Origin of the sequence: Taibaiella helva, assembly GCF_003545695.1 — a bacterium.
GTDB classification, from domain to species: Bacteria; Bacteroidota; Bacteroidia; order Chitinophagales; family Chitinophagaceae; genus Taibaiella; species Taibaiella helva.
Genome location: NZ_QUZZ01000009.1, coordinates 162,782 through 180,946, shown reverse-complemented (window position 1 = coordinate 180,946; position 18,165 = coordinate 162,782). Strand labels below are relative to the sequence as shown.

Sequence of the window (18,165 nt, the reverse complement as noted above, 5' to 3'; positions counted from 1 at the left end):
AAAATTAGAACAAATTCGGGTAAGGTATGCGTAAATTTCTTTTACAAAAAGAGCTGCCCCGGGGCAGCTCTTACTGGATTCCGCACAGGTTAAGGCTACCGCTCCTGCATGATCTCGCGGATATCCGTCATGATACGCTTCGCGATATTGCTTGCCGTCGTTTCCGTATTGCTTTCAGAATAGATACGGATGATCGGCTCGGTATTGGAAGTACGCAGGTGCACCCAATCGGTATCGAACTCGATCTTAAGACCGTCTTCCGTATTGATGGGCTGCTTGCTGTAGCGCGTCTTTATTTTTTCGAAAATATGTTTTACATCGATGGTCTCGTCCAGCTCGATCTTGTTCTTGGAAATGAAATAGTCAGGATAAGACTTACGCAGGGCGCCGATCCCCTTGCCCGATTTAGCAAGGTGGGTAAGGAAAAGCGCAATGCCCACCAGCGCATCCCGGCCGTAGTGCAGCTGCGGATCGATGATACCACCATTGCCTTCACCACCGATCACGGCATTGACTTCTTTCATTTTCTTCACCACGTTCACTTCGCCCACGGCGCTGCCGAAATACCGGCCGCCATGCTTTTCGGTAACATCGCGGAGGGCGCGGGTAGAAGAAAGGTTGGATACGGTATTGCCTTTGGTATGTCCCAGCACATAATCGGCTACGGCCACCAGGGTATATTCTTCGCCGAAGGGCGTGCCGTCTTCGCACACAAAGCAAAGGCGGTCCACATCGGGGTCTACAGCAATGCCCAGGTCGGCATTCCTTTTCGCCACTTCATTGCACAGCTCCCGCAGGTTCTCGGGCAGTGGCTCGGGATTGTGCGCAAAGTTACCCGTCACCTCTCCGTTCAGTACGGTCACCTCTTCTACGCCCAGGGCCGACAGCAAAGCCGGCACATAAGCAGCGCCGGTAGAGTTGACAGCATCGACAATAACTTTATAGCTCTTGGCTTTAACCGCGGCCACGTCGACCAGCGGATGCGCGAGTATCGCATCGATATGCTTTTGCATGAACGACTCGTCTTCCGTAATGGTACCCAGCTTATTGATCTCTGCAAAGCGGATGGCTTCCTGTTCAGCGCGCTCCAGAACCTGGGCGCCCATTTCGGCGCTGATAAACTCGCCTTCGTGGTTCAGCAGCTTCAGGGCATTCCATTCTTTGGGATTGTGGCTGGCAGTAAGGATAATGCCTCCTGCTGCGCCGGCCATGGTCACCGCCATTTCTACGGTGGGTGTGGTGCTGAGGCCCAGGTCGATCACCTCGAAGCCCAATCCCTGAAGGGTAGCCGTTACGAGGCTGCGCACCATAGCGCCCGAAATACGGCCGTCCCGGCCCACTACTATCTTTTTGCCTTTGTCCTGTTCGAGGATGAGCGAGCCATAGGCTGCAGTGAACTTTACAACGTCTATAGGTGTCAATCCCTGGCCGGGTTGTCCGCCGATGGTGCCCCGGATACCGGAGATCGATTTAATTAATGCCATTGGTTATCATTTATGCGCAGCGAAATTAATCGAATTTCGGACTTAAGCGTATATATTAAATGTGAATTTATCAGTCCTGCACCCGGATAAAGAGCTGGGGTTTCCGCTTCTGCGTAGCGCCTGCCGCGACATCTGTCCGAAACAGGGTTCTTTGCTTAACTTTGCCTGTTTTTGAAAACTTTATGACAGAAGAAAAGAAAGAATGGTTTGAGAACTGGTTCGATTCCCGCTATTATCCTTTGCTGTACAGCAACAGGGATGAGGAGGAGGCCAGCCTGTTCGTTTCGGGGCTGGTCGACTACCTGAAGCCGGCGCTGGGCAGCCGCATCGTCGATATTGCCTGCGGCGAGGGACGATTTGCCCAGCAGCTTGCCCAATCGGGTCATGAAGTGATCGGGATCGACCTGTCGGCGCACAGGATAGAAAAAGCTAAGGAGGCCGAGACCAGCCGGCTGCATTTTTATGTACATGATATGCGCTTTCCTTTCTACATTAACTACTTTGACTTTGCTTTTAATTTCTTCACCAGCTTTGGCTATTTCGACACCGCCCGCGACAATCATATGGCGGCGCATGCTTTTGCTGCGGCTCTGAAAAAAGGCGGCACGCTGGTGATCGACTACTTCAATGAGCATTATATTGAGCAAAGGCTGGTGCCGGCTGAAACTATAGTAAAAGAAGGCGTTACCTTTCATATCCGCAGGGCCGTAAAGGAGGGTAAGATCGTTAAAAAGATCGCGGTTACCGATGAACAGGGCCAAAAGCACCAATACCAGGAAAGGGTATCGGCCTTCGAACTAAAGGATTTTGTGGCGCTATTCCGACAGGAAGGACTTGAGCTGCAGGAGCATTTCGGCGATTACCATCTTAATCCTTTCGACGAAGAAACCTCACCCCGGCTGATCATGGTATTTAAAAAGCCCTGAAAAACCGCCCGGTAAGGTTTCGGTCAGCCGTCCGCCGCCGGGACCTTACAATTTTTCCTTGTTTCCCGGGGATGCCGGTTGCTTCCTTAGCGGCTTTCCGAAATTGAAATAACGGGTAAACAGCAGCGAGGTCAGCCATCCCAGCAACATACCGACCAAAGCTCCGCCGCTGACATCGCCGGGGTAATGCACCCCTACATAGACCTGGGCATAGCAGATACAGGCGGCCCAGAGCAGGAACAGCCAGGCCCATTTTTTAAAATAAGGTTTCAGGCAAAAGATAATATAGGCGGCCAGGCCGAAATGATTGACGGCATGCGAAGAGGTAAAGCTCCCGCTCGTAGGACAGCGCCCGACACGCAATTTCATGATGCCGGCCAGCAGGGGTTCGCTGCAGGGACGAACTCTGTCGAAATAGTTTTTGAGAAAGCTGCTGCTCACCTGGTCGGTCAGCACCACGGTAAGCCCGGCAATGAGGATAAAGGGAAGCGCCTTCCAGCGGAAACGCCAGAACACATAAATGATAAGGAAGGCATAAAGCGGATACCAGGTCTGCTGATTGCGCAGCACAGGCATTACCGCATCGGCGAAGCCGCCGGCCCAGTCGACATTCACCTTCAGGAACAGTGCCCTGTCCCATTCTCCAAGTTGTCGCAACAGGTTCGGCCAGAACCCTTCTGAAGCAGCTGAAAGTATCGCCATAGCGCGGCAAAGTTACAATTGTGTATCCCGAAAGCCTATTTTTGCAGGATTATTTTACTGAAAAAAAGAACGTTTGAAACGGATCACGCTACCTCGCCATATACAGTGGCTCCTGGTTACAGGGCTGCTTTTTCTCCTGCTGATGACCTTGCTGCGCCTGGTATTCCTGGCGGTGTTCAAAGCGCCCTCCAACAGCCTCCCGGTGCCTTATGGCCGCGCGCTGTTCCTGGGATTACGCTACGATGCCCGTATGGTGGCCATTGCCTGCCTGCTCTTCTTTGTGCTGGGCCTGGTGCCGGCGCTCAATCCTTTCCGCAGCGACCGCAACAGGAAGATGGCTATGGGCATATGGTTTGTGCTGATCCTGGTCGCCGGCATCTTCTATGCAATCGACTTCGCCAACTATGCTTACCTCAACGAAAGGCTCAATGCCGGCCTGCTCAACTACGTGGCCGACGCCCGCACCTCAGCGGTGATGATGTGGCAAACCTACCCGGTGATCCGGATATTGCTGGGTATTGCGCTGGCGCTGTATTTATTGCTGAAGCTGATCCGGCGCATCTACAACCGCGTGCAGCGCCGTACCGGCCAACCCGCTAAGGCAGCAGCTATCGGCGGCAGCATCGCCTTTTTCCTGCTGCTGGCTTTCCTTATCTTTGGCAGGATAGGCCAGTACCCGCTGCGCTGGAGCGATGCCTTCATTCTGGGCAACGATTATGCGTCTAATGTAGCGCTCAATCCTTTCCAGTCTTTCTTCAGCTCGCTGCAGTTTCGCAATGCCACTTTCAATAAGGAAAAGATAAAACGGGATTATCCGCTCATGGCTGCCTACCTGGGCGTTACCCGGCCCGACAGCAGCCGGCTGAATTACCTGCGCGAGGTACAGCCCGACAGCCTGCTGAAGCAACAGCCCAATGTCGTGATCGTGATCTGCGAATCCTTCAGCGCGTATAAAAGCTCGATGTACGGCAACCCGCTCAACACAACACCCTACTTTGCCGGCATGTGCCGCGAAGGCATCTTCTTCGACCGTTGCTTTACACCGGGCTATGGTACAGCGCGCGGCGTATGGACCACCATTACGGGCACGCCCGATGTGGCCTTGTCCAAAACCTCCAGCCGCAATCCCCAGGCGGTGAACCAGCATACGATCATGAATGATTTCAAGGGATATGAAAAGTATTACCTGATCGGCGGCAGCCTCAGCTGGGCCAATATCCGCGGCATTCTTACCAACAATATCCAGGACCTGCACATCTACGAGCAGGACGATTATAAAGCGGCAAAGGTGGATGTATGGGGCGTGAGCGACAAGAACCTGCTGCTCTCAGCTAACAAGATATTCGCGGCGCAACAGAAGCCTTTCATCGCCGTGGTGCAAACCGCCGACAACCATCGTCCGTATACGATACCCGACGAGGATAAAGCGCAGTTCAAGGTGCTGAACCCACCGGCCGACAGCCTTAAGCGTTTCGGCTTCGAATCTGCTGATGAATACAATGCTTTCCGCTATACCGATTTCTGCTTCCAGCAATTTATGGAAGCGGCAAAGAAGGAAGCCTATTTCAGCAATACCATTTTTGTATTCGTCGGCGATCACGGTATCGGCGGCGATGCCGGCGATATGTTTCCCCGTGCCTGGACCAGCGAACTGACAGCAATGCATGTGCCGCTGCTGTTTTACGCACCGGCCTTATTCCAGCACAGCACTTACAGCTTCCCGGTTTCCCAGTGCGACGTGCTGCCTACAGCAGCGGGCCTTTGCCACATTGCCTACCGCAATACGACGCTGGGCAGGGATTTGCTGAGCCCTTTCATACAGCAGGATCCTTCAAAACAGCTGGCTTTTATCTACAATCCCGACCGGCGCCGCATCGGTGTGGTCAAGGATTCTGTTTTCTGCAGCTTCAATATCGAAGGCAATCCCAGGCCGCAGTACTTCAGCACAAAAGACAATACCACGCCGGTGCTCGACCAGGCCAGCCGGGACCGCTACTACCAGCTGACGGATGCCTGGTTCCAGACGGCAAGGTATATGCTGCTGAACAATAAGCTTAAGTAGATTTTCTAAAGATAGCGTTGCGCTGACACCAGATTCTGCTGTATCAGTACCCTCCTGCGGCCATTGGAAAAATGGCGTTAAGAAAATGGCTTGCCGGACGGTTAAGAAATTTTTACTGTTTGAGGACGAAGGACGAGTTTAAAAATTTTCAGTCCTGCAAGCCATTTTTAGTCATTTTTCCAATGGCCTTGATCTTTTGGTTCTTTTGCATCAAGGCAAAAGAACAGAAAAACTATTGTCATGGCAGGCTTCAAAAATGGGCAAATGAAAGCGCTGCCCGCAGTAACCGGGGCAGCGCTTCCATTTGCGCGTTGCTTAACGCTTATTTATTTTTCAAAAAATTCTCGAATTCCTTTTTGCTTTCGGGCAGGGTAAATACGGTGCCTACCGTATTGAAGTTTTCTTTATCGCTGACACGCGCATAGGCCGCCCGAACGAACGTCAGCCGGTTGTCGTCGAAAAATATCCAGCCAGCGATATCGGCTACCTCTGCAGAAGTCACACTATTGGCCGCAATAAACTTCCGGGCTTCCGCCAGCTTTTTACTATCGGCATCTTCCTTATCCATTGCTGCTTTCAGGGGTTGCAGCCGGGCGCTTACGGTGCGATCGGGCGGCAGCTCCAACGGTGTGTCGTCGGCCACAGGGGCGTTGTTATCCATAGCTGTACCGTCATCGGTATTCAGCGGCTGATCCCGGCGGGGATTGAAGGGTGGTTGTTGCGCCAGCGGCTGCAGGGAAGCCACCTCCAGCATGCGGAATTTACGGGTACCGATATCGACGATACAATCGTAGGTCGACCCTTTATGCACTTTAATAGTACCACTGTACACCAGCTCCGCTTTACCGCCTTTGCCATCGGCATAGGCCCGGTAGCGGTATATCTGCATGTATTGGCGTTTGCGGGGAATATCGGCTATAGTGATGCTGCGGCCGATCTTCCTGAAATCGCGACCGTTGATCGTTACCAGCAAGGGCCCGCCGTCGCTTAAACGAATCCTGAGGGTGCTTCTATCGCTTCTCTGGGCAAAAACGGCCGGCAGGAAGCTGAATAAAGCCAGGGCCAGCACCAATATCCTTTTCATTGGTCAATGATTATTTGCGGTTAGACTGGAAATGAACTGCTAAGTTAAATCGCAAAAGAGGCATTATTTATTGTCCGTATGTTAAAAAGCCCCGGCAGAAAGGTCGGCCGGGGCTTTATCGAATCTGATTGTCGTTTAGAAGCTGGAAGTGATCATCAGCCGCACACCGCTGAAGGCCGGCTCGTAGCGGCATACGCCGCCGGAGCAGTTGATACCGGCCACCTGCTTCACGTAAGCCAGGGAGATACGGTGAGCGCCCTGCGTACGGGCAATGAACACATTGTAAAAGTGCTGGTCCTTATAAATAGATTTTGCGCTGGGCGACACGTTATACATGTCCGACACAGCAAAAGACCATTTGGGGGCAATAGCATACTCCAGGCCGACAAAAGTCCAGCTGCCATCGTCCTCCTTAGCATTCATATACTGCGCCTGCAGCTTCAGGGAATTTTTGCTGTCGATCAGGTAGGTGATCTCGGTGAAGGGGGTAATAGCCTTCAGGATGGGATCTCCTTGCTTGCCCTGGTAGAACAGGTTGTATTCCATATACTGGGCGCCCACATCGATCAGGAAGTTCTTTACGCTGCGGATATTGGCTTCAAAATAGGCTTCCCGGTACAGCTTCAGGCCGTCGAGACGGTCGATATGCGTATAGCTCAAGTTGAAATCGTAATTGTCGTTGGGCGATACCAGGGCATTGGCATTGATCGCTTTTTCGCTGATGTCCTGGGAAGCAGGGGTGTAGCGGGCGATCAGCCGCTGTGGCCTGATCTGGGCCACGATGGGCTGCCAGTTGATCTGGCCGTTGTTGGGCGAATTTTCATCGGGCGATATCCGCATAACGAAATTCTCGGTGCGCTTCGCAGTGACGTTCAGGGCGAGACCTTTGCGGGCATAGCCCAGGGTACTGAAGACGATGTTACCTGATTTGTCCTTATAGATCTGGTCGATGCTGTTGGCATTGAGGATCGGGTAGTTAATGGTCTCATGCGTTTTGTACGCACCTTCTATATACCAGGTAAAGTCGCCTGCGGTAAGGGTATTGTAGCCGGTAAAGGCGTAAGTATTGTATTTGGGTGTAAAGCGGTCTTCCACCGCGTAGCTTTGTATGGTATTGAAGATGCCGGTATAGGTTTCCTGGTCCAGGGTACGGTTAAGCACGCCTACACCGGGAGTGATGTGCACCGATTTGCTCAGGTTGAAATCTCCTTCAGCATTAAAGCCTTTGATGATGGGTCGGTAGCGGTCGAATATGTTTTTTTGCTGGCCTGCAAATCCCTTCACGGTGATCTGATCGGTCAGCTTATATTTCAGGTGCAGACCTTCCAGGGCATTGTCGATCAGCAGGCCGCGGTCTTCATAGGAACGGAACAGGATACCGCTACCGATCTGGTCGTAGATATAACCGCCGGTAATGGTAAGCCCCATCACCTCTTTGCTGATGTTCCAGGCACCGATACCAAAGCCGCTCATGGCCTTATAGGGATCTTTAAGGTTGGAATTGCTGAAAACGTCGAGCCTCAGGTAACCGGTAAATCCATAGTTGGAATAGCGGAGGCTCAGCCAGCCTTCGCTGCCGCTCATGTACTTATCGTAAAGGTCGTTGCCGGCAGCTCCGATAGCCGAATCGCGCTGGAAAAAGTTTCCGTTCAGCTGCAGATCGCCGGAAAAAGTTCCTGCTCCCTGTGCCCGGGCACTGTTGTAGCTGGTAAGAGCCAGCGCTGACAAAACGGTTAATTGTATAAAAATCTTTTTCATTGGGTATTAAACTATGGGTGTTTTTTTCAGTCGACGCGTATAAAAATTTCGCTAAGGTAGTTTTTTTTAATAAAGATTTCCAGCACCTATCTTTTTATGTAGTATGATTTATTGAGGCGTTACTTACTTTTTGTGGTGAATCTTGTGTTAATCTATGTAGAAGCAGGAAATAAAAATGCATAAAACTTATATTTGCACCAGGCTCCCTTCCGCAGGAAGGAAGAACAGATTTATTGCTCATTCTTAACCTTCGTTTTCCATATGAAGAAACTTGTTGCCTTAGCGGCCTTGGCCTTCCTGGGCTTTAATGCCGGCGCTCAGAACGCCGTCCAGATGGACCTTCCCAATACCCCGATCAAAGACCCGTCCGGCGGCTCTGTGGCCTTTAACCAAACCGTAGAAAAAGGTAAAGTAACCCTGATCAGCTTCTGGGCTACCTGGTGCGTTCCCTGCAAAAAGGAGATCAAAATGGTAAGGGAAAAGATGGCAGAATGGAAAACCCAGGCCGATTTTAACTACATGACCATTTCCGAAGATGACAGCCGCGCTACCGCCCAGGTAAAAGCATATGCCAAATCGCAGGGATGGGATTTCCCCTACTACCAGGATCCCAATTTTGACCTGAAGCGTTCCCTTAACTTTCAGAATGTGCCCTTCTCTATTATTGTAGACAAGCAAGGCAAAGTTGCGTATATGCAAAGCGGCTATGAAGCCGGTGGCGAAGAGATTCTCTTTACCAAAATTAAAGAGCTGGCTGCCAAATAATAAGCAGCGCTCTTATCACAATAATCCGCAAATCCTTTCCTTCCCGGGAAAGGATTTGTTACTTTTGCACCAATGAAATCCTTCCAGGATAAAGATCTCCAGTCCTTCATCGGTAACTTGCTGCGCCTGGGCGTTATCATCGCTATGACGATCGTGATCGCCGGCCTGCTGATGTACCTTTTTCAATATGGGGGCCAGACGGCCGGCTACAGTGTGTTTGATGAACGCGCAGTATTTCGCCTTCCCGTCTTCTGGCAGGCCCTACGGCATGGCGACAGCAAAGCCATTATGGAGCTTGGTGTAATGGCGCTGATCGCAACGCCCATTGCCCGGGTACTGTTCACCATGATCGGTTTCTGGTTGGAAAAAGACCGGCTATATACGGTGATTGCCTTTCTGGTACTGTGCATTATTGCCTACAGTCTTTTCTTCGGCGTTGCCGGGCATTAGTGCCGGTTTTCTGTAGAGATGTTGCCTGCAACGTCTCTACCAGGCGAGGTCCTATAAAATTGAATGCAATAAAAAGATCAGGACAGCAGTGTTTCGATATTCCTGAAGGCGGCTGCAGGCGATCTGTTTTCCCAAAGCACCTCGTGGATCTGCTGCATAATGGGCATATCGATATTCAGTTCGGCGGCGATCTTCCGCATACCGCGCACGGCGAAATAACCTTCCGCCACCATGCTCATTTCGGTGGTCGCTGCTTTAACCGAATAGCCTTTACCGACAAGGGTTCCGAACGAACGGTTACGGCTGTGCGGCGAATAGCAGGTCACCAGCAGGTCGCCAAGATAGGCGCTGGTATGAAAATCGGGAATTTCGCTGGAAGGGTGCACCTGCTCAAATTGCTGCTGCAGGAAACGGTACATTTCCCGGTAGCAATTGGTATTGTACACGCTCAGGAAATTGTCTCCATAGCCGATACCATGGGCCAGGCCGGCGCCTACGGCATAAATATTCTTCAGCACGGCGGCATACTGGGCGCCCCAGAGATCATGATTTGAAGTGGTGCGGATGTAATCGGTGGAAAAGGCCGCTGCCGCTTTCTGCGTGACGCCGTCATCAAGACCGGAGAAGGTAAGATAAGAAAGCCTTTCCTGCGCCACTTCTTCAGCATGACAGGGGCCGGTAATGGCCACATACTGCTGCAAGGGTACAGCAAAAGCAGACACAAGATAATCGTTAAGCAGGATATGTTGCTGCGGCAGTATACCTTTGATGGCGGAAACGATCGTTTTCCGTTGCAGCGCCTCTGCCGGCAGGGTATCCAGCACATCGAGTATATAGGCTGAAGGAACGCAAATGACCAGGGTATCGCAGGCCTCGGTTACCTGCTCCAGGTGCGTGGTCGGCAGGATAAGATCGGGACGGAAACTAACAGAAGTAAGATAATGCGGGTTGTGATGCTTTTGCAGTAAGTGGGATACAGAATCCTCGTTGCGCATCCACCAGTGTATCGTATTCCCGTTGTCGGTCAGCATTTTTGCCAATGCCGTGGCCCAGCTTCCATTTCCTATAATGCCGAACATGCTGTATGTTGTCAAAATTTGCCCGAAAAGTAATACCTTAATCGTTTAAATAAAAATTTAAGTTCTGTGGAAATTCCTTAAAGCAGACTCAAATGCTAAAGCTCAATCGTGATTTTAGATAAAACGACTCTACAGGATCTTTCTTTCCTCAGCGGCGACCGTTCTATATTTTCCCTCATCAACCGCTGCACTACCCAGGCGGGTTCCGACACCCTGCGCAAGCTGGTGCAGCAACCTCCGGCGACTTTCGAAAAGCTGCAGGAGCAACAGGATGCCGTTCGTTTCTGGATCAGGCATACGGACCGGTGGACCCGGCAGGTGTCCAACGGAACGCTGGTCATGATCGAGAAATTCTATGAATCGGCCGATGGTGTGGCCGGGCGGGCCAACCCGCTGATGCTGCTGATCAATTCGCTGATGCAAAAGGTCTTTAACCGCAATGCCTATTCCTTTGTCCGCTTCTCGGTATCGCACCTTATCGATTTCCTGAAAGGCTGCGCCGACCTGGTACGGTTGCAGGATGAAAATCCACCGGCAGCTATAGACCGGGAGCTGGAAGCGTTTAAAGAAGTGCTGGCCCTGCCCTTGTGCCAATCGCTCGCGCAAACGGAAGATAACGCTTCGCAGGCGGTGCTGATCGAGCTGAGCTACCGCGCAAGGCGCGAGATCAAGCACATCGTTCTTCAACTGATCGAACGCTACGCCCGGCTCGACGCCCAGCACTCCCTGGCGCTGGCGACCCTCGAACATGGCTGGCAGCTTCCCGGTCTGCTCCCGGCCGAAGCCATGCGCTTCGAAGCGGCACAGCTGTACCATCCGCTGCTGGCCAAGCCCGTAGCCTATGATATCGGGTTTTCCAGGGATAAGAATTTTCTCTTCCTTACCGGGGCCAATATGTCGGGCAAAAGTACCCTTATCCGCGCCATGGGCGTATCGGCACTGATGGCGCATATCGGCATGGGTATCCCGGCGCGCTCCATGCAAATCAGCTTCCTAGAAGGGATCATTACCAATATGCAGGTCGAAGACAATATCTTCCTGGGAGAAAGCTATTTCTTTGCCGAAGTGCAGCGGATGAAGCTTACGGCCCAGAAGCTGAGTCGCAACCGTTATCACCTGGTGCTGATGGACGAACTGTTCAAGGGGACTAATGTGCACGACGCCTATGAATGCAGCCGGGCTGTAATCGAAGGATTAATGGGGCAGCAGGACAACCTGATGGCGCTGTCGACCCACCTCAACGAGCTTTCGGAAACGCTGAAGGAAAAGAGCAATATCTGGTTCCGGTACTGCTATACCCGCATCAGCGACGATGGCCGCTATGAATTTACTTATCAGCTGAAAGAAGGTGTATCGCGCGACCGCATCGGTTATCTGGTGTTGAAGAACGAAGGTGTACTGGACCTGCTGCAGCAAAGGGGTTAATGGAATGATAAACCGGGCTATGACGGAATTTTGTTTCTTTGCAGTCCAATTTGCAAGCTTATGAACAGTATCCGCGTACACGATAAAAACTTTGTTCCCTATTTGTCGGCCGAAGACATTGCGGCCAAGAACAGGGAGCTGGCCGCCCGGATCAGCAAAGACTATGCCGGCAAGCGGCCGCTGTTTATCGCCGTGCTGAACGGGTCTTTTCTCTTCGCAGCCGACCTGTTCCGCAACCTGGACATAGAGGCGGAGATATCGTTCATCAAATTGGCTTCTTACAAAGGCACTACCTCTTCGGGTAATGTGATCACGGCGATCGGCCTGGAAGAATCGCTGCACGACCGGCACATTATCCTGCTGGAAGACATTATCGATACGGGAAAAACCATGTATGAATTTCTGCCGCAGCTGGAGCACCAGGGACCGGCCTCTATCCGCATTGCCGCATTGCTCACCAAGCCGGAAGCCCTGAAATATCCCGTAAAGGCCGACTATACAGGCTTTGCCATTCCCAATAAATTCGTTGTGGGCTACGGCCTCGACTATGATGGACTGGGAAGGAATATCCCGGAGATCTACCAGCTGGCCGAATAATACCGGACCGCTGCTGTAGCGGGTTCGTATAGCGTAATAGCTGAAGGCTGCCTTATTCAGGCAGCCTTCAGCTACTAAAAAAATGCTCTTTCTTAGGAGTGCAAAAACTGCTCCAGCAAAGGGAACAGCTTTCCCGGCTCTTCCACCTGCGGATTATGCCCCGACTTCTCAAACATTTCAAACCTGGCCTGCGGGCAATACTGCTTATACTTGACCATCATGTACGGTACGGCTACACGGTCATAACGCCCGCCATAGATCAATACGGGCATCTTCAGCTCTTTGAGCCGGCGGCGGTAATCGAAGGTGCCGATGTCGCTGCCCACGATAAAGTCGCCGTCGGCGCCAACCAGCTGATAATACAGCTTACTGTTGAAGCTATTGGGATAAGGCTTGCTGCCACGGCTGGCAAACTTGTCCGGGTTGTACGCATACAGGAAGCCATAAGGCACACGGCCATAGACCTCCTGGCATTCTTTGTCGGAAGACACATAACCTTTTTCTCTCAACGCCATCAGCTCGTCCCATACTTCGGGATAGTTGATCCTGATCTCATGATTGCTGTTGTCGTCGTTGGCCTGCCACATCACATTGCTGTGAAAGGTATTGGCAAGCACCAGGTGGCTTACCCGCTGCGGGTATTTGAGCGCATAGCCCTGCACTACCAAACCGCCATAGCTATGACCGAGCAGGTTGATCTTTTCCAGCTTCAGCGCCTGGCGCAGGCCTTCCAGGTCTTCGATATCCCGCTCCAGCGAATATTCTTTTACGTCCTTAGCAGTATCGGATTTGCCCCGGCCGAAGGCGTCGAAATAAATGAGCATATTGTTCCCGGCCAGCGTGTCGAAACGACGCAGGCCGGTATGCGCACCGCCGGGGCCGCCGGAAACGAGGATCAGCGGATCACCTTTTCCTACCGTTACCACCCACAGCTTAGCGCCATTCACGGTGATGTATTTCCCATCTTTCCAGCTGTCGGGAAAGGATTGAGCCATTGCAGTCCAGGTAAAGAAACTGGCGATAAGCAGCAGGTATATTCTGGCAGACATGAAATATATTTTGGCGTAAAAAAAAGAAGCTGCCCCGGAGTGGGGCAGCTTCGTTAAGATTAGAGCTGGACGCCCATATTGTAGAAGACGAAGCTCCAGATATCGGCAGCTTCATCGATCATTTTGGAAGTAGGCTTGCCTGCACCGTGACCGGCTTTGCTGTCGATACGGATCAGCGTAGGATTTTCACAGCCCTGTGCGGCCTGCAGCGTAGCAGCAAATTTGAAAGAGTGCGCCGGCACCACGCGGTCGTCATGATCGGCAGTAGTGATCAGGGTTGCAGGGTAGCAGGTACCTTGTTTAATGTTGTGCAGCGGAGAATATTTGATCAGATAGTTGAACTGATCTTCTTTATCGCTGCTGCCGTATTCTACTGCCCAGCCCCAGCCTACTGTAAACTTATGGTAGCGCAGCATGTCCAGCACGCCCACCTGGGGGATCGCTACTTTAAACAGATCAGGGCGCTGGGTAAGGCAGGCGCCGACAAGCAGGCCGCCATTGCTGCCGCCGCGGATTGCCAGCTTGCCGCTGCTGGTGTATCTTTCTTTAATGAGGTATTCTGCTGCTGCAATGAAGTCGTCGAATACATTCTGCTTCTTTTCCAACATACCCCCTTTGTGCCAGTTCTCTCCATATTCGCCGCCACCGCGCAGGTTGGCTACGCAATACACGCCGCCATTTTCGATAAAGGCCATATTGGCTACAGAGAAGGCCGGTGTGATGTTAATGTTGAAGCCGCCGTAAGCATAGAGCAGCGTAGGATTGCTGCCATCAAGCTTGAGCCCTTTTTTACAGGTAATAAACATGGGCACACGGGTGCCATCCTTGCTGGCATAAAAGACCTGTTTGGTCTCATAGGCTGCAGGATCGAATTTCACATCAGGCTTCTGATACAGGGTAGACTTACCGGTTTTGATGTCGTAACGGAATGATGTAGCCGGGTAGGTGAAGGAGGTGAAGGTATAGAAGAAAAAGCCGTCTTCTTTTTTGCTGCCGAAGCCGGAGGCCGTACCTACGCCGGGCAGTTCGATCTTGTGCTCCAGCTTGCCGTCGAGGGTATATTGGTTAACCTGGGTGCAGGCATCTTTAAGGTAGCTGGCAAACAGTTTACCGCCGCCAGTGCTGATAGCCTCCAGCGGTTCTTTCTGCTCGGCGATCACGGTTTTCCAGGCAGCTTCACCCGGGTTCTTCGGGTCGAGCAGCACCACTTTATAGTTCGGTGCGCCGCTATTCGTCTGCAGCAGTAGCTTATCGCCTACATTATCCACGACGCTGGCATTGGTGCTGAAGCCGGGCACTATGGTGATAAACCCGGCGCCTTTATTCTTCATATCCATGATCTTGATCTCGCTGCCGTCGGTACCTTCAGAGATGCTGAGCACCAGGAAACGCTCGTCTTCGGTAAGACCGCCGCCCACATAACGCAGGGGGTGCTCCTTATCTTCATAGATCAGCTTATCGGCGCTCTGCGGCGTACCAATCTTATGGTAGAATACTTTCTGGTATTCTGTCTTAGCGCTATACTTGGTCTTCTCGTCCTTCGGCCGGTCGTAGCCGCTGTAGTAGAAGCCATCGTCGCCGGCCCAGCTGATGCTGGTAAACTTTACATATTCGATCTTATCGCTGATGAGCTTGCGCGTAGTGAAGTCCATCACATAGATCTCCTGCCAGTCGCTCCCGGAGGCCGAAACGGCGTAGGCGAAATATTTCTGATGGCGGGATACGCCCGTAGCCTGCAAAGCAACCGTACCATCGGCCGACAGCTTATTGGGATCAAGCAGTATCTCTGGCGTACCATTCAGGCCTTTTTTTACATAAAGTACCGATTGGTTCTGCAAGCCGTCATTCTTCGAAAAGATAAACCACTCACCTTCTTTTTGCGGTGCGCCATAGCGCTGGTAATTCCAGAGCTCGGTAAGCCGCGCATGGATTTTGCTGCGGAAGGGGATCTTCGACAGGTAGTCCTGCGTTACTTTATTTTGTTCCTTTACCCAGGCTTCCGTATCCCTGGCAGTATCGTTCTCCAGCCAGCGGTAAGGGTCGCTTATCTTATGGGAAAAGTAATCGTCGGTCTGCTCATCTTTTCTGGTAGCAGGGTAGCGGGTTTGGGCTGTCATATCCAATGCCGTGCAGGCGCTGAGCGCGAGCAGGGGAATCCATTTTTTATTCATTACAGAATAGGCTGTTTTTACATGAGGCAATAATCAATATGGAGCGAATTTACTTACAGTTTTTCATTTGCGCTTCTTCCATATCATTATACATCAGCAGCATCAGCTTCGACTTCCTTTTTTGCCGGTCGATCTTTTCGCGAGTATAGCGGTCGAAGAAATTAAAGCAGGTGAAGCTGGGAAAGGTATTAGGACGTTTCAGGATAACCTGGTAACAGTCGCGCAGCGCCACGATCGCCTGGTAAAGATACAGGGGTGTAAAGCGAAGCCCCAGCACTTTTTTCCTGCCGACATTAAAGGTCTGCAACTTTCTGAACTCGGGCGTAAGGCCTTTAGGCGCCAGGCGTTGCTGGATAAGGGGTGTAAAGCATTGCATATCGATTACCAGCGAATCATTCAGCACGGGCAGCTCGCCTTCCGCCCCGGGACTCATAATACTATACAGGTTATTGCTTACTTTCCGGAGAAAAACAAAAACCCGCTGACCCTTTGCATAGGCTTCCCAGCGATAGGAACCGGATCGGCCGGTGAACTTTTCGATCTTATAGATTTTAGCCTTCCCCTGTTCGGTAAAGCCCTGCAGGTAAAAAAAGTGCTCATCTACATTAATGATCGTTCCGTAAGTGACCACGTCGGCGCCGGTAGCCAGGTCAAACAGCTTCAGCGGCTGGTATTGCTGCCCGTAAAGGGAAGCGGAAAAAAGGAGTCCGATAACAGCTGCAAACACTGCTTTCATTTGTCGCGACAATAATTTATGATTATCCTTCAAAAGTACGATTTTCAATTTTATGGTTTATTTTAGCGGCCTGAAGCTGCATGATACACAGGCTGGGGCCCTTATAGCAGCACACACCTACGTTATTCTTATTAAAAGCCAGGCAGATGAAATTACTTGAAAATAAGACTGCTCTCGTAACGGGAGGCAGCCGTGGTATTGGCGAAGCCATCGTATTGAAATTCGCAGAACATGGGGCCAATATTGCCTTTACTTACCTCTCTTCGGATGAGAAAGCCAAAGCCCTGGAAGAAAAGCTAAACGGGATGGGCGTAAAAGCGAAAGCCTATAAAAGCGATGCTGCCGACTTTTCCGCTGCTGAAGCGCTGGCCGCCGATGTAGCCAAAGAATTTGGCACGATCGATATCTGTGTGAATAACGCCGGCATCTCCCGCGACAACCTGCTGCTGCGCGTAAGCTCAGATCAATGGGATGAAGTGATGCATGCCAACCTGAAATCGGTATTCAACCTGACCAAACAGGTGATCCGTACTATGATGAAGGCCCGCAGCGGCAGCATCATCAACATGAGCTCTATCGTAGGTGTGAAAGGTAATGCAGGACAAAGCAGCTATGCTGCGTCGAAAGCAGGCATTATCGGTTTTACCAAATCGGTAGCGCAGGAGCTGGGCAGTCGCAATGTGCGCTGCAATGCCATTGCGCCCGGCTTTATCGAGACAGATATGACACACTATCTTAAAGATGGCGATGCCAGCCAGTGGTTTGAAAAAATACCGCTGCAACGCTTCGGTAAGCCGGAAGAGATCGCCAATGTGGCTTTATTCCTGGCCTCCGATCTCAGCAGCTATGTGACCGGCCAGGTAATGAGCGCCTGCGGCGGCATGAATATCTAAACACGATACCTTCCCCGACCCGGAAGAAAAAACGATACGATAAAAGGAGACCTTCCGGGTCTCCTTTTATCGTTCAGGCAATTACCATTACATAAAGCCAGGGGTTTTCCCGCCCGCTTCCGGGTAAAAAAGGCGCATATGTTAATACTGCTCAGAGGGTGGATACCTGACAAAGAAGGCATGAAAAAGGCCGGAATATCCGGCCTTTTCAATCTTTTATCTGGGGATGTGCTTATTCGTCATCTTCGGAGCTGTTCTTTTTGCTCTTCTTCATTTTTTCCCTTACCTCACCTGATGCTTCCTCATATAAAGCGCGGGCTTTCTTGGTAGGCAGGTAGATCTGGAAACCCACTGCGATGGAGAAGTTGTGGCTGGTAACGGAGCTACCGAAGCCCAGACCGAGGTCGTACTTCAGCAAGGCCTCAAGACCGACGTTAGGTGTAATGAAATAGGCAACACCTGGTCCTACCCCAAGGCCCAGGCCATTGGTGGTCACGGAAGGAGCACCTTCTGTTTTGGTATTGGTACCGGTAAAGCCGGCATTGGCCTCAACAAAGAAACGGCTGTGCTTAAGCAGGATCGCACGGGGATCGCTGATGTAGTAACGGCCAAAACCGCCGATCTTATAATTAATAGCATTGGTAGAAATACTGCTTACTGACTGGTGGTCGAGTCCCAGGCCTACTTCACCGCCGATGGCGATATTGTCCTGAATGAACCAACCCACTTTGGGATTAATGCTAAAAGAAATGCCGGTGGTACCGCTCTGCAGCTTGATGCCGAGATCGGCCAGATTGGCGCCAACCATGATATTTCCCTTTTGCAACTGGGCAGAAACCTGGTTTATGCCTGATAAACCGAGTACCGCGAGGAGGAGTAAACTGATTCTTTTCATACGTCAAGTGTTTTGTTTTGCTAAGGGTAAGACAAATATTGTGCCAATATGTTTGTATGACATACTAAATTGGTTGCATTTTTCATGTT

Annotated in this window: 16 protein-coding genes; 7 read left to right on the top strand and 9 right to left on the bottom strand. The window is 51.4% G+C overall.

Annotated elements, in window-relative coordinates; all coding sequences use genetic code 11:
- Nucleotides 1-95: 95 nt before the first annotated feature.
- A complete protein-coding gene (glmM, locus tag DZC79_RS15395) occupies nucleotides 96-1,484 on the bottom strand; it encodes a phosphoglucosamine mutase (RefSeq protein ID WP_118952494.1) in 1,389 nt (462 codons plus the stop codon).
- A gap of 182 nt (nucleotides 1,485-1,666) precedes the next feature.
- Between glmM and DZC79_RS15390 the strand changes: the two genes are divergently transcribed.
- Nucleotides 1,667-2,410: a class I SAM-dependent methyltransferase gene (locus DZC79_RS15390; protein ID WP_118952493.1), complete on the top strand. Its 744-nt coding sequence runs from the start codon at nucleotides 1,667-1,669 to the stop codon at nucleotides 2,408-2,410.
- 45 nt (nucleotides 2,411-2,455) lie between these two features.
- Here the strand turns inward: DZC79_RS15390 and DZC79_RS15385 are convergent, their stop codons facing one another.
- On the bottom strand, nucleotides 2,456-3,112 hold the full coding sequence (locus tag DZC79_RS15385; RefSeq protein ID WP_118952492.1) for a phosphatase PAP2 family protein: 657 nt from the start codon (nucleotides 3,110-3,112) through the stop codon (nucleotides 2,456-2,458).
- A gap of 73 nt (nucleotides 3,113-3,185) precedes the next feature.
- On the opposite strand from DZC79_RS15385, the gene DZC79_RS15380 reads away from it, so the two are divergent.
- Nucleotides 3,186-5,174, top strand: coding sequence for an LTA synthase family protein (locus DZC79_RS15380; RefSeq protein WP_118952491.1), 1,989 nt, complete (start codon nucleotides 3,186-3,188; stop codon nucleotides 5,172-5,174).
- 322 nt (nucleotides 5,175-5,496) lie between these two features.
- Here the strand turns inward: DZC79_RS15380 and DZC79_RS15375 are convergent, their stop codons facing one another.
- Both DZC79_RS15375 and DZC79_RS15370 read right to left on the bottom strand, forming a co-directional pair.
- Entirely contained in the window at nucleotides 5,497-6,258 is a 762-nt protein-coding gene (locus DZC79_RS15375; protein WP_118952490.1) for a DUF4476 domain-containing protein, read from the bottom strand.
- 135 nt (nucleotides 6,259-6,393) lie between these two features.
- Entirely contained in the window at nucleotides 6,394-8,016 is a 1,623-nt protein-coding gene (locus DZC79_RS15370) for a DUF6029 family protein (RefSeq protein WP_157977183.1), read from the bottom strand.
- 261 nt (nucleotides 8,017-8,277) lie between these two features.
- Between DZC79_RS15370 and DZC79_RS15365 the strand changes: the two genes are divergently transcribed.
- Nucleotides 8,278-8,781 carry a TlpA family protein disulfide reductase gene (locus tag DZC79_RS15365; protein WP_118952488.1) on the top strand — a complete coding sequence of 168 codons (504 nt, stop codon included), beginning with the start codon at nucleotides 8,278-8,280 and terminating at the stop codon, nucleotides 8,779-8,781.
- 72 nt (nucleotides 8,782-8,853) lie between these two features.
- Nucleotides 8,854-9,231: a DUF1634 domain-containing protein gene (locus DZC79_RS15360; protein WP_118952487.1), complete on the top strand. Its 378-nt coding sequence runs from the start codon at nucleotides 8,854-8,856 to the stop codon at nucleotides 9,229-9,231.
- A 77-nt stretch (nucleotides 9,232-9,308) separates the two neighbouring features.
- Here the strand turns inward: DZC79_RS15360 and DZC79_RS15355 are convergent, their stop codons facing one another.
- Complete coding sequence (locus DZC79_RS15355; protein ID WP_232831845.1) at nucleotides 9,309-10,325, bottom strand: NAD(P)H-dependent glycerol-3-phosphate dehydrogenase; 1,017 nt, start codon at nucleotides 10,323-10,325, stop codon at nucleotides 9,309-9,311.
- Nucleotides 10,326-10,418: 93 nt separating this feature from the next.
- Here DZC79_RS15355 and DZC79_RS15350 point away from each other — a divergent pair, with 93 nt between their 5' ends.
- Nucleotides 10,419-11,735, top strand: a complete 1,317-nt coding sequence (locus tag DZC79_RS15350; protein ID WP_118952485.1) for a MutS-related protein — start codon at nucleotides 10,419-10,421, stop codon at nucleotides 11,733-11,735.
- A 60-nt stretch (nucleotides 11,736-11,795) separates the two neighbouring features.
- Nucleotides 11,796-12,332 (top strand): hypoxanthine phosphoribosyltransferase, encoded by a 537-nt coding sequence (hpt, locus tag DZC79_RS15345; RefSeq protein ID WP_118952484.1) that lies wholly within the window; start codon nucleotides 11,796-11,798, stop codon nucleotides 12,330-12,332.
- A 92-nt stretch (nucleotides 12,333-12,424) separates the two neighbouring features.
- Here the strand turns inward: hpt and DZC79_RS15340 are convergent, their stop codons facing one another.
- The 3 genes from DZC79_RS15340 to DZC79_RS15330 are packed head-to-tail and all read right to left on the bottom strand — an operon-like array spanning nucleotide 12,425 to nucleotide 16,288.
- Nucleotides 12,425-13,381 carry an alpha/beta fold hydrolase gene (locus tag DZC79_RS15340; protein WP_118952483.1) on the bottom strand — a complete coding sequence of 319 codons (957 nt, stop codon included), beginning with the start codon at nucleotides 13,379-13,381 and terminating at the stop codon, nucleotides 12,425-12,427.
- Between the two features lie 59 nt (nucleotides 13,382-13,440).
- Nucleotides 13,441-15,552 (bottom strand): prolyl oligopeptidase family serine peptidase, encoded by a 2,112-nt coding sequence (locus tag DZC79_RS15335; protein ID WP_118952482.1) that lies wholly within the window; start codon nucleotides 15,550-15,552, stop codon nucleotides 13,441-13,443.
- Between the two features lie 49 nt (nucleotides 15,553-15,601).
- Complete coding sequence (locus DZC79_RS15330; RefSeq protein WP_118952481.1) at nucleotides 15,602-16,288, bottom strand: hypothetical protein; 687 nt, start codon at nucleotides 16,286-16,288, stop codon at nucleotides 15,602-15,604.
- Between the two features lie 146 nt (nucleotides 16,289-16,434).
- Between DZC79_RS15330 and fabG the strand changes: the two genes are divergently transcribed.
- Nucleotides 16,435-17,181: a 3-oxoacyl-[acyl-carrier-protein] reductase gene (fabG, locus tag DZC79_RS15325; RefSeq protein ID WP_118952480.1), complete on the top strand. Its 747-nt coding sequence runs from the start codon at nucleotides 16,435-16,437 to the stop codon at nucleotides 17,179-17,181.
- 232 nt (nucleotides 17,182-17,413) lie between these two features.
- Here fabG and DZC79_RS15320 read toward each other — a convergent pair whose 3' ends face one another.
- Nucleotides 17,414-18,076: an outer membrane beta-barrel protein gene (locus DZC79_RS15320; RefSeq protein WP_118952479.1), complete on the bottom strand. Its 663-nt coding sequence runs from the start codon at nucleotides 18,074-18,076 to the stop codon at nucleotides 17,414-17,416.
- Between the last annotated feature and the right edge of the window lie 89 nt (nucleotides 18,077-18,165).

Bases quoted from the DNA above. Each gene is read 5' to 3' on its own strand.
- glmM (WP_118952494.1), bottom strand. From the start codon at position 1,484: ATGGCATTAATTAAATCGATCTCCGGTATCCGGGGCACCATCGGCGGA.
- DZC79_RS15390 (WP_118952493.1), top strand. From the start codon at position 1,667: ATGACAGAAGAAAAGAAAGAATGGTTTGAGAACTGGTTCGATTCCCGC.
- DZC79_RS15385 (WP_118952492.1), bottom strand. From the start codon at position 3,112: ATGGCGATACTTTCAGCTGCTTCAGAAGGGTTCTGGCCGAACCTGTTG.
- DZC79_RS15375 (WP_118952490.1), bottom strand. From the start codon at position 6,258: ATGAAAAGGATATTGGTGCTGGCCCTGGCTTTATTCAGCTTCCTGCCG.
- DZC79_RS15370 (WP_157977183.1), bottom strand. From the start codon at position 8,016: ATGAAAAAGATTTTTATACAATTAACCGTTTTGTCAGCGCTGGCTCTT.
- DZC79_RS15365 (WP_118952488.1), top strand. From the start codon at position 8,278: ATGAAGAAACTTGTTGCCTTAGCGGCCTTGGCCTTCCTGGGCTTTAAT.
- DZC79_RS15360 (WP_118952487.1), top strand. From the start codon at position 8,854: ATGAAATCCTTCCAGGATAAAGATCTCCAGTCCTTCATCGGTAACTTG.
- hpt (WP_118952484.1), top strand. From the start codon at position 11,796: ATGAACAGTATCCGCGTACACGATAAAAACTTTGTTCCCTATTTGTCG.
- DZC79_RS15340 (WP_118952483.1), bottom strand. From the start codon at position 13,381: ATGTCTGCCAGAATATACCTGCTGCTTATCGCCAGTTTCTTTACCTGG.
- DZC79_RS15335 (WP_118952482.1), bottom strand. From the start codon at position 15,552: ATGAATAAAAAATGGATTCCCCTGCTCGCGCTCAGCGCCTGCACGGCA.
- DZC79_RS15330 (WP_118952481.1), bottom strand. From the start codon at position 16,288: ATGAAAGCAGTGTTTGCAGCTGTTATCGGACTCCTTTTTTCCGCTTCC.
- fabG (WP_118952480.1), top strand. From the start codon at position 16,435: ATGAAATTACTTGAAAATAAGACTGCTCTCGTAACGGGAGGCAGCCGT.
- DZC79_RS15320 (WP_118952479.1), bottom strand. From the start codon at position 18,076: ATGAAAAGAATCAGTTTACTCCTCCTCGCGGTACTCGGTTTATCAGGC.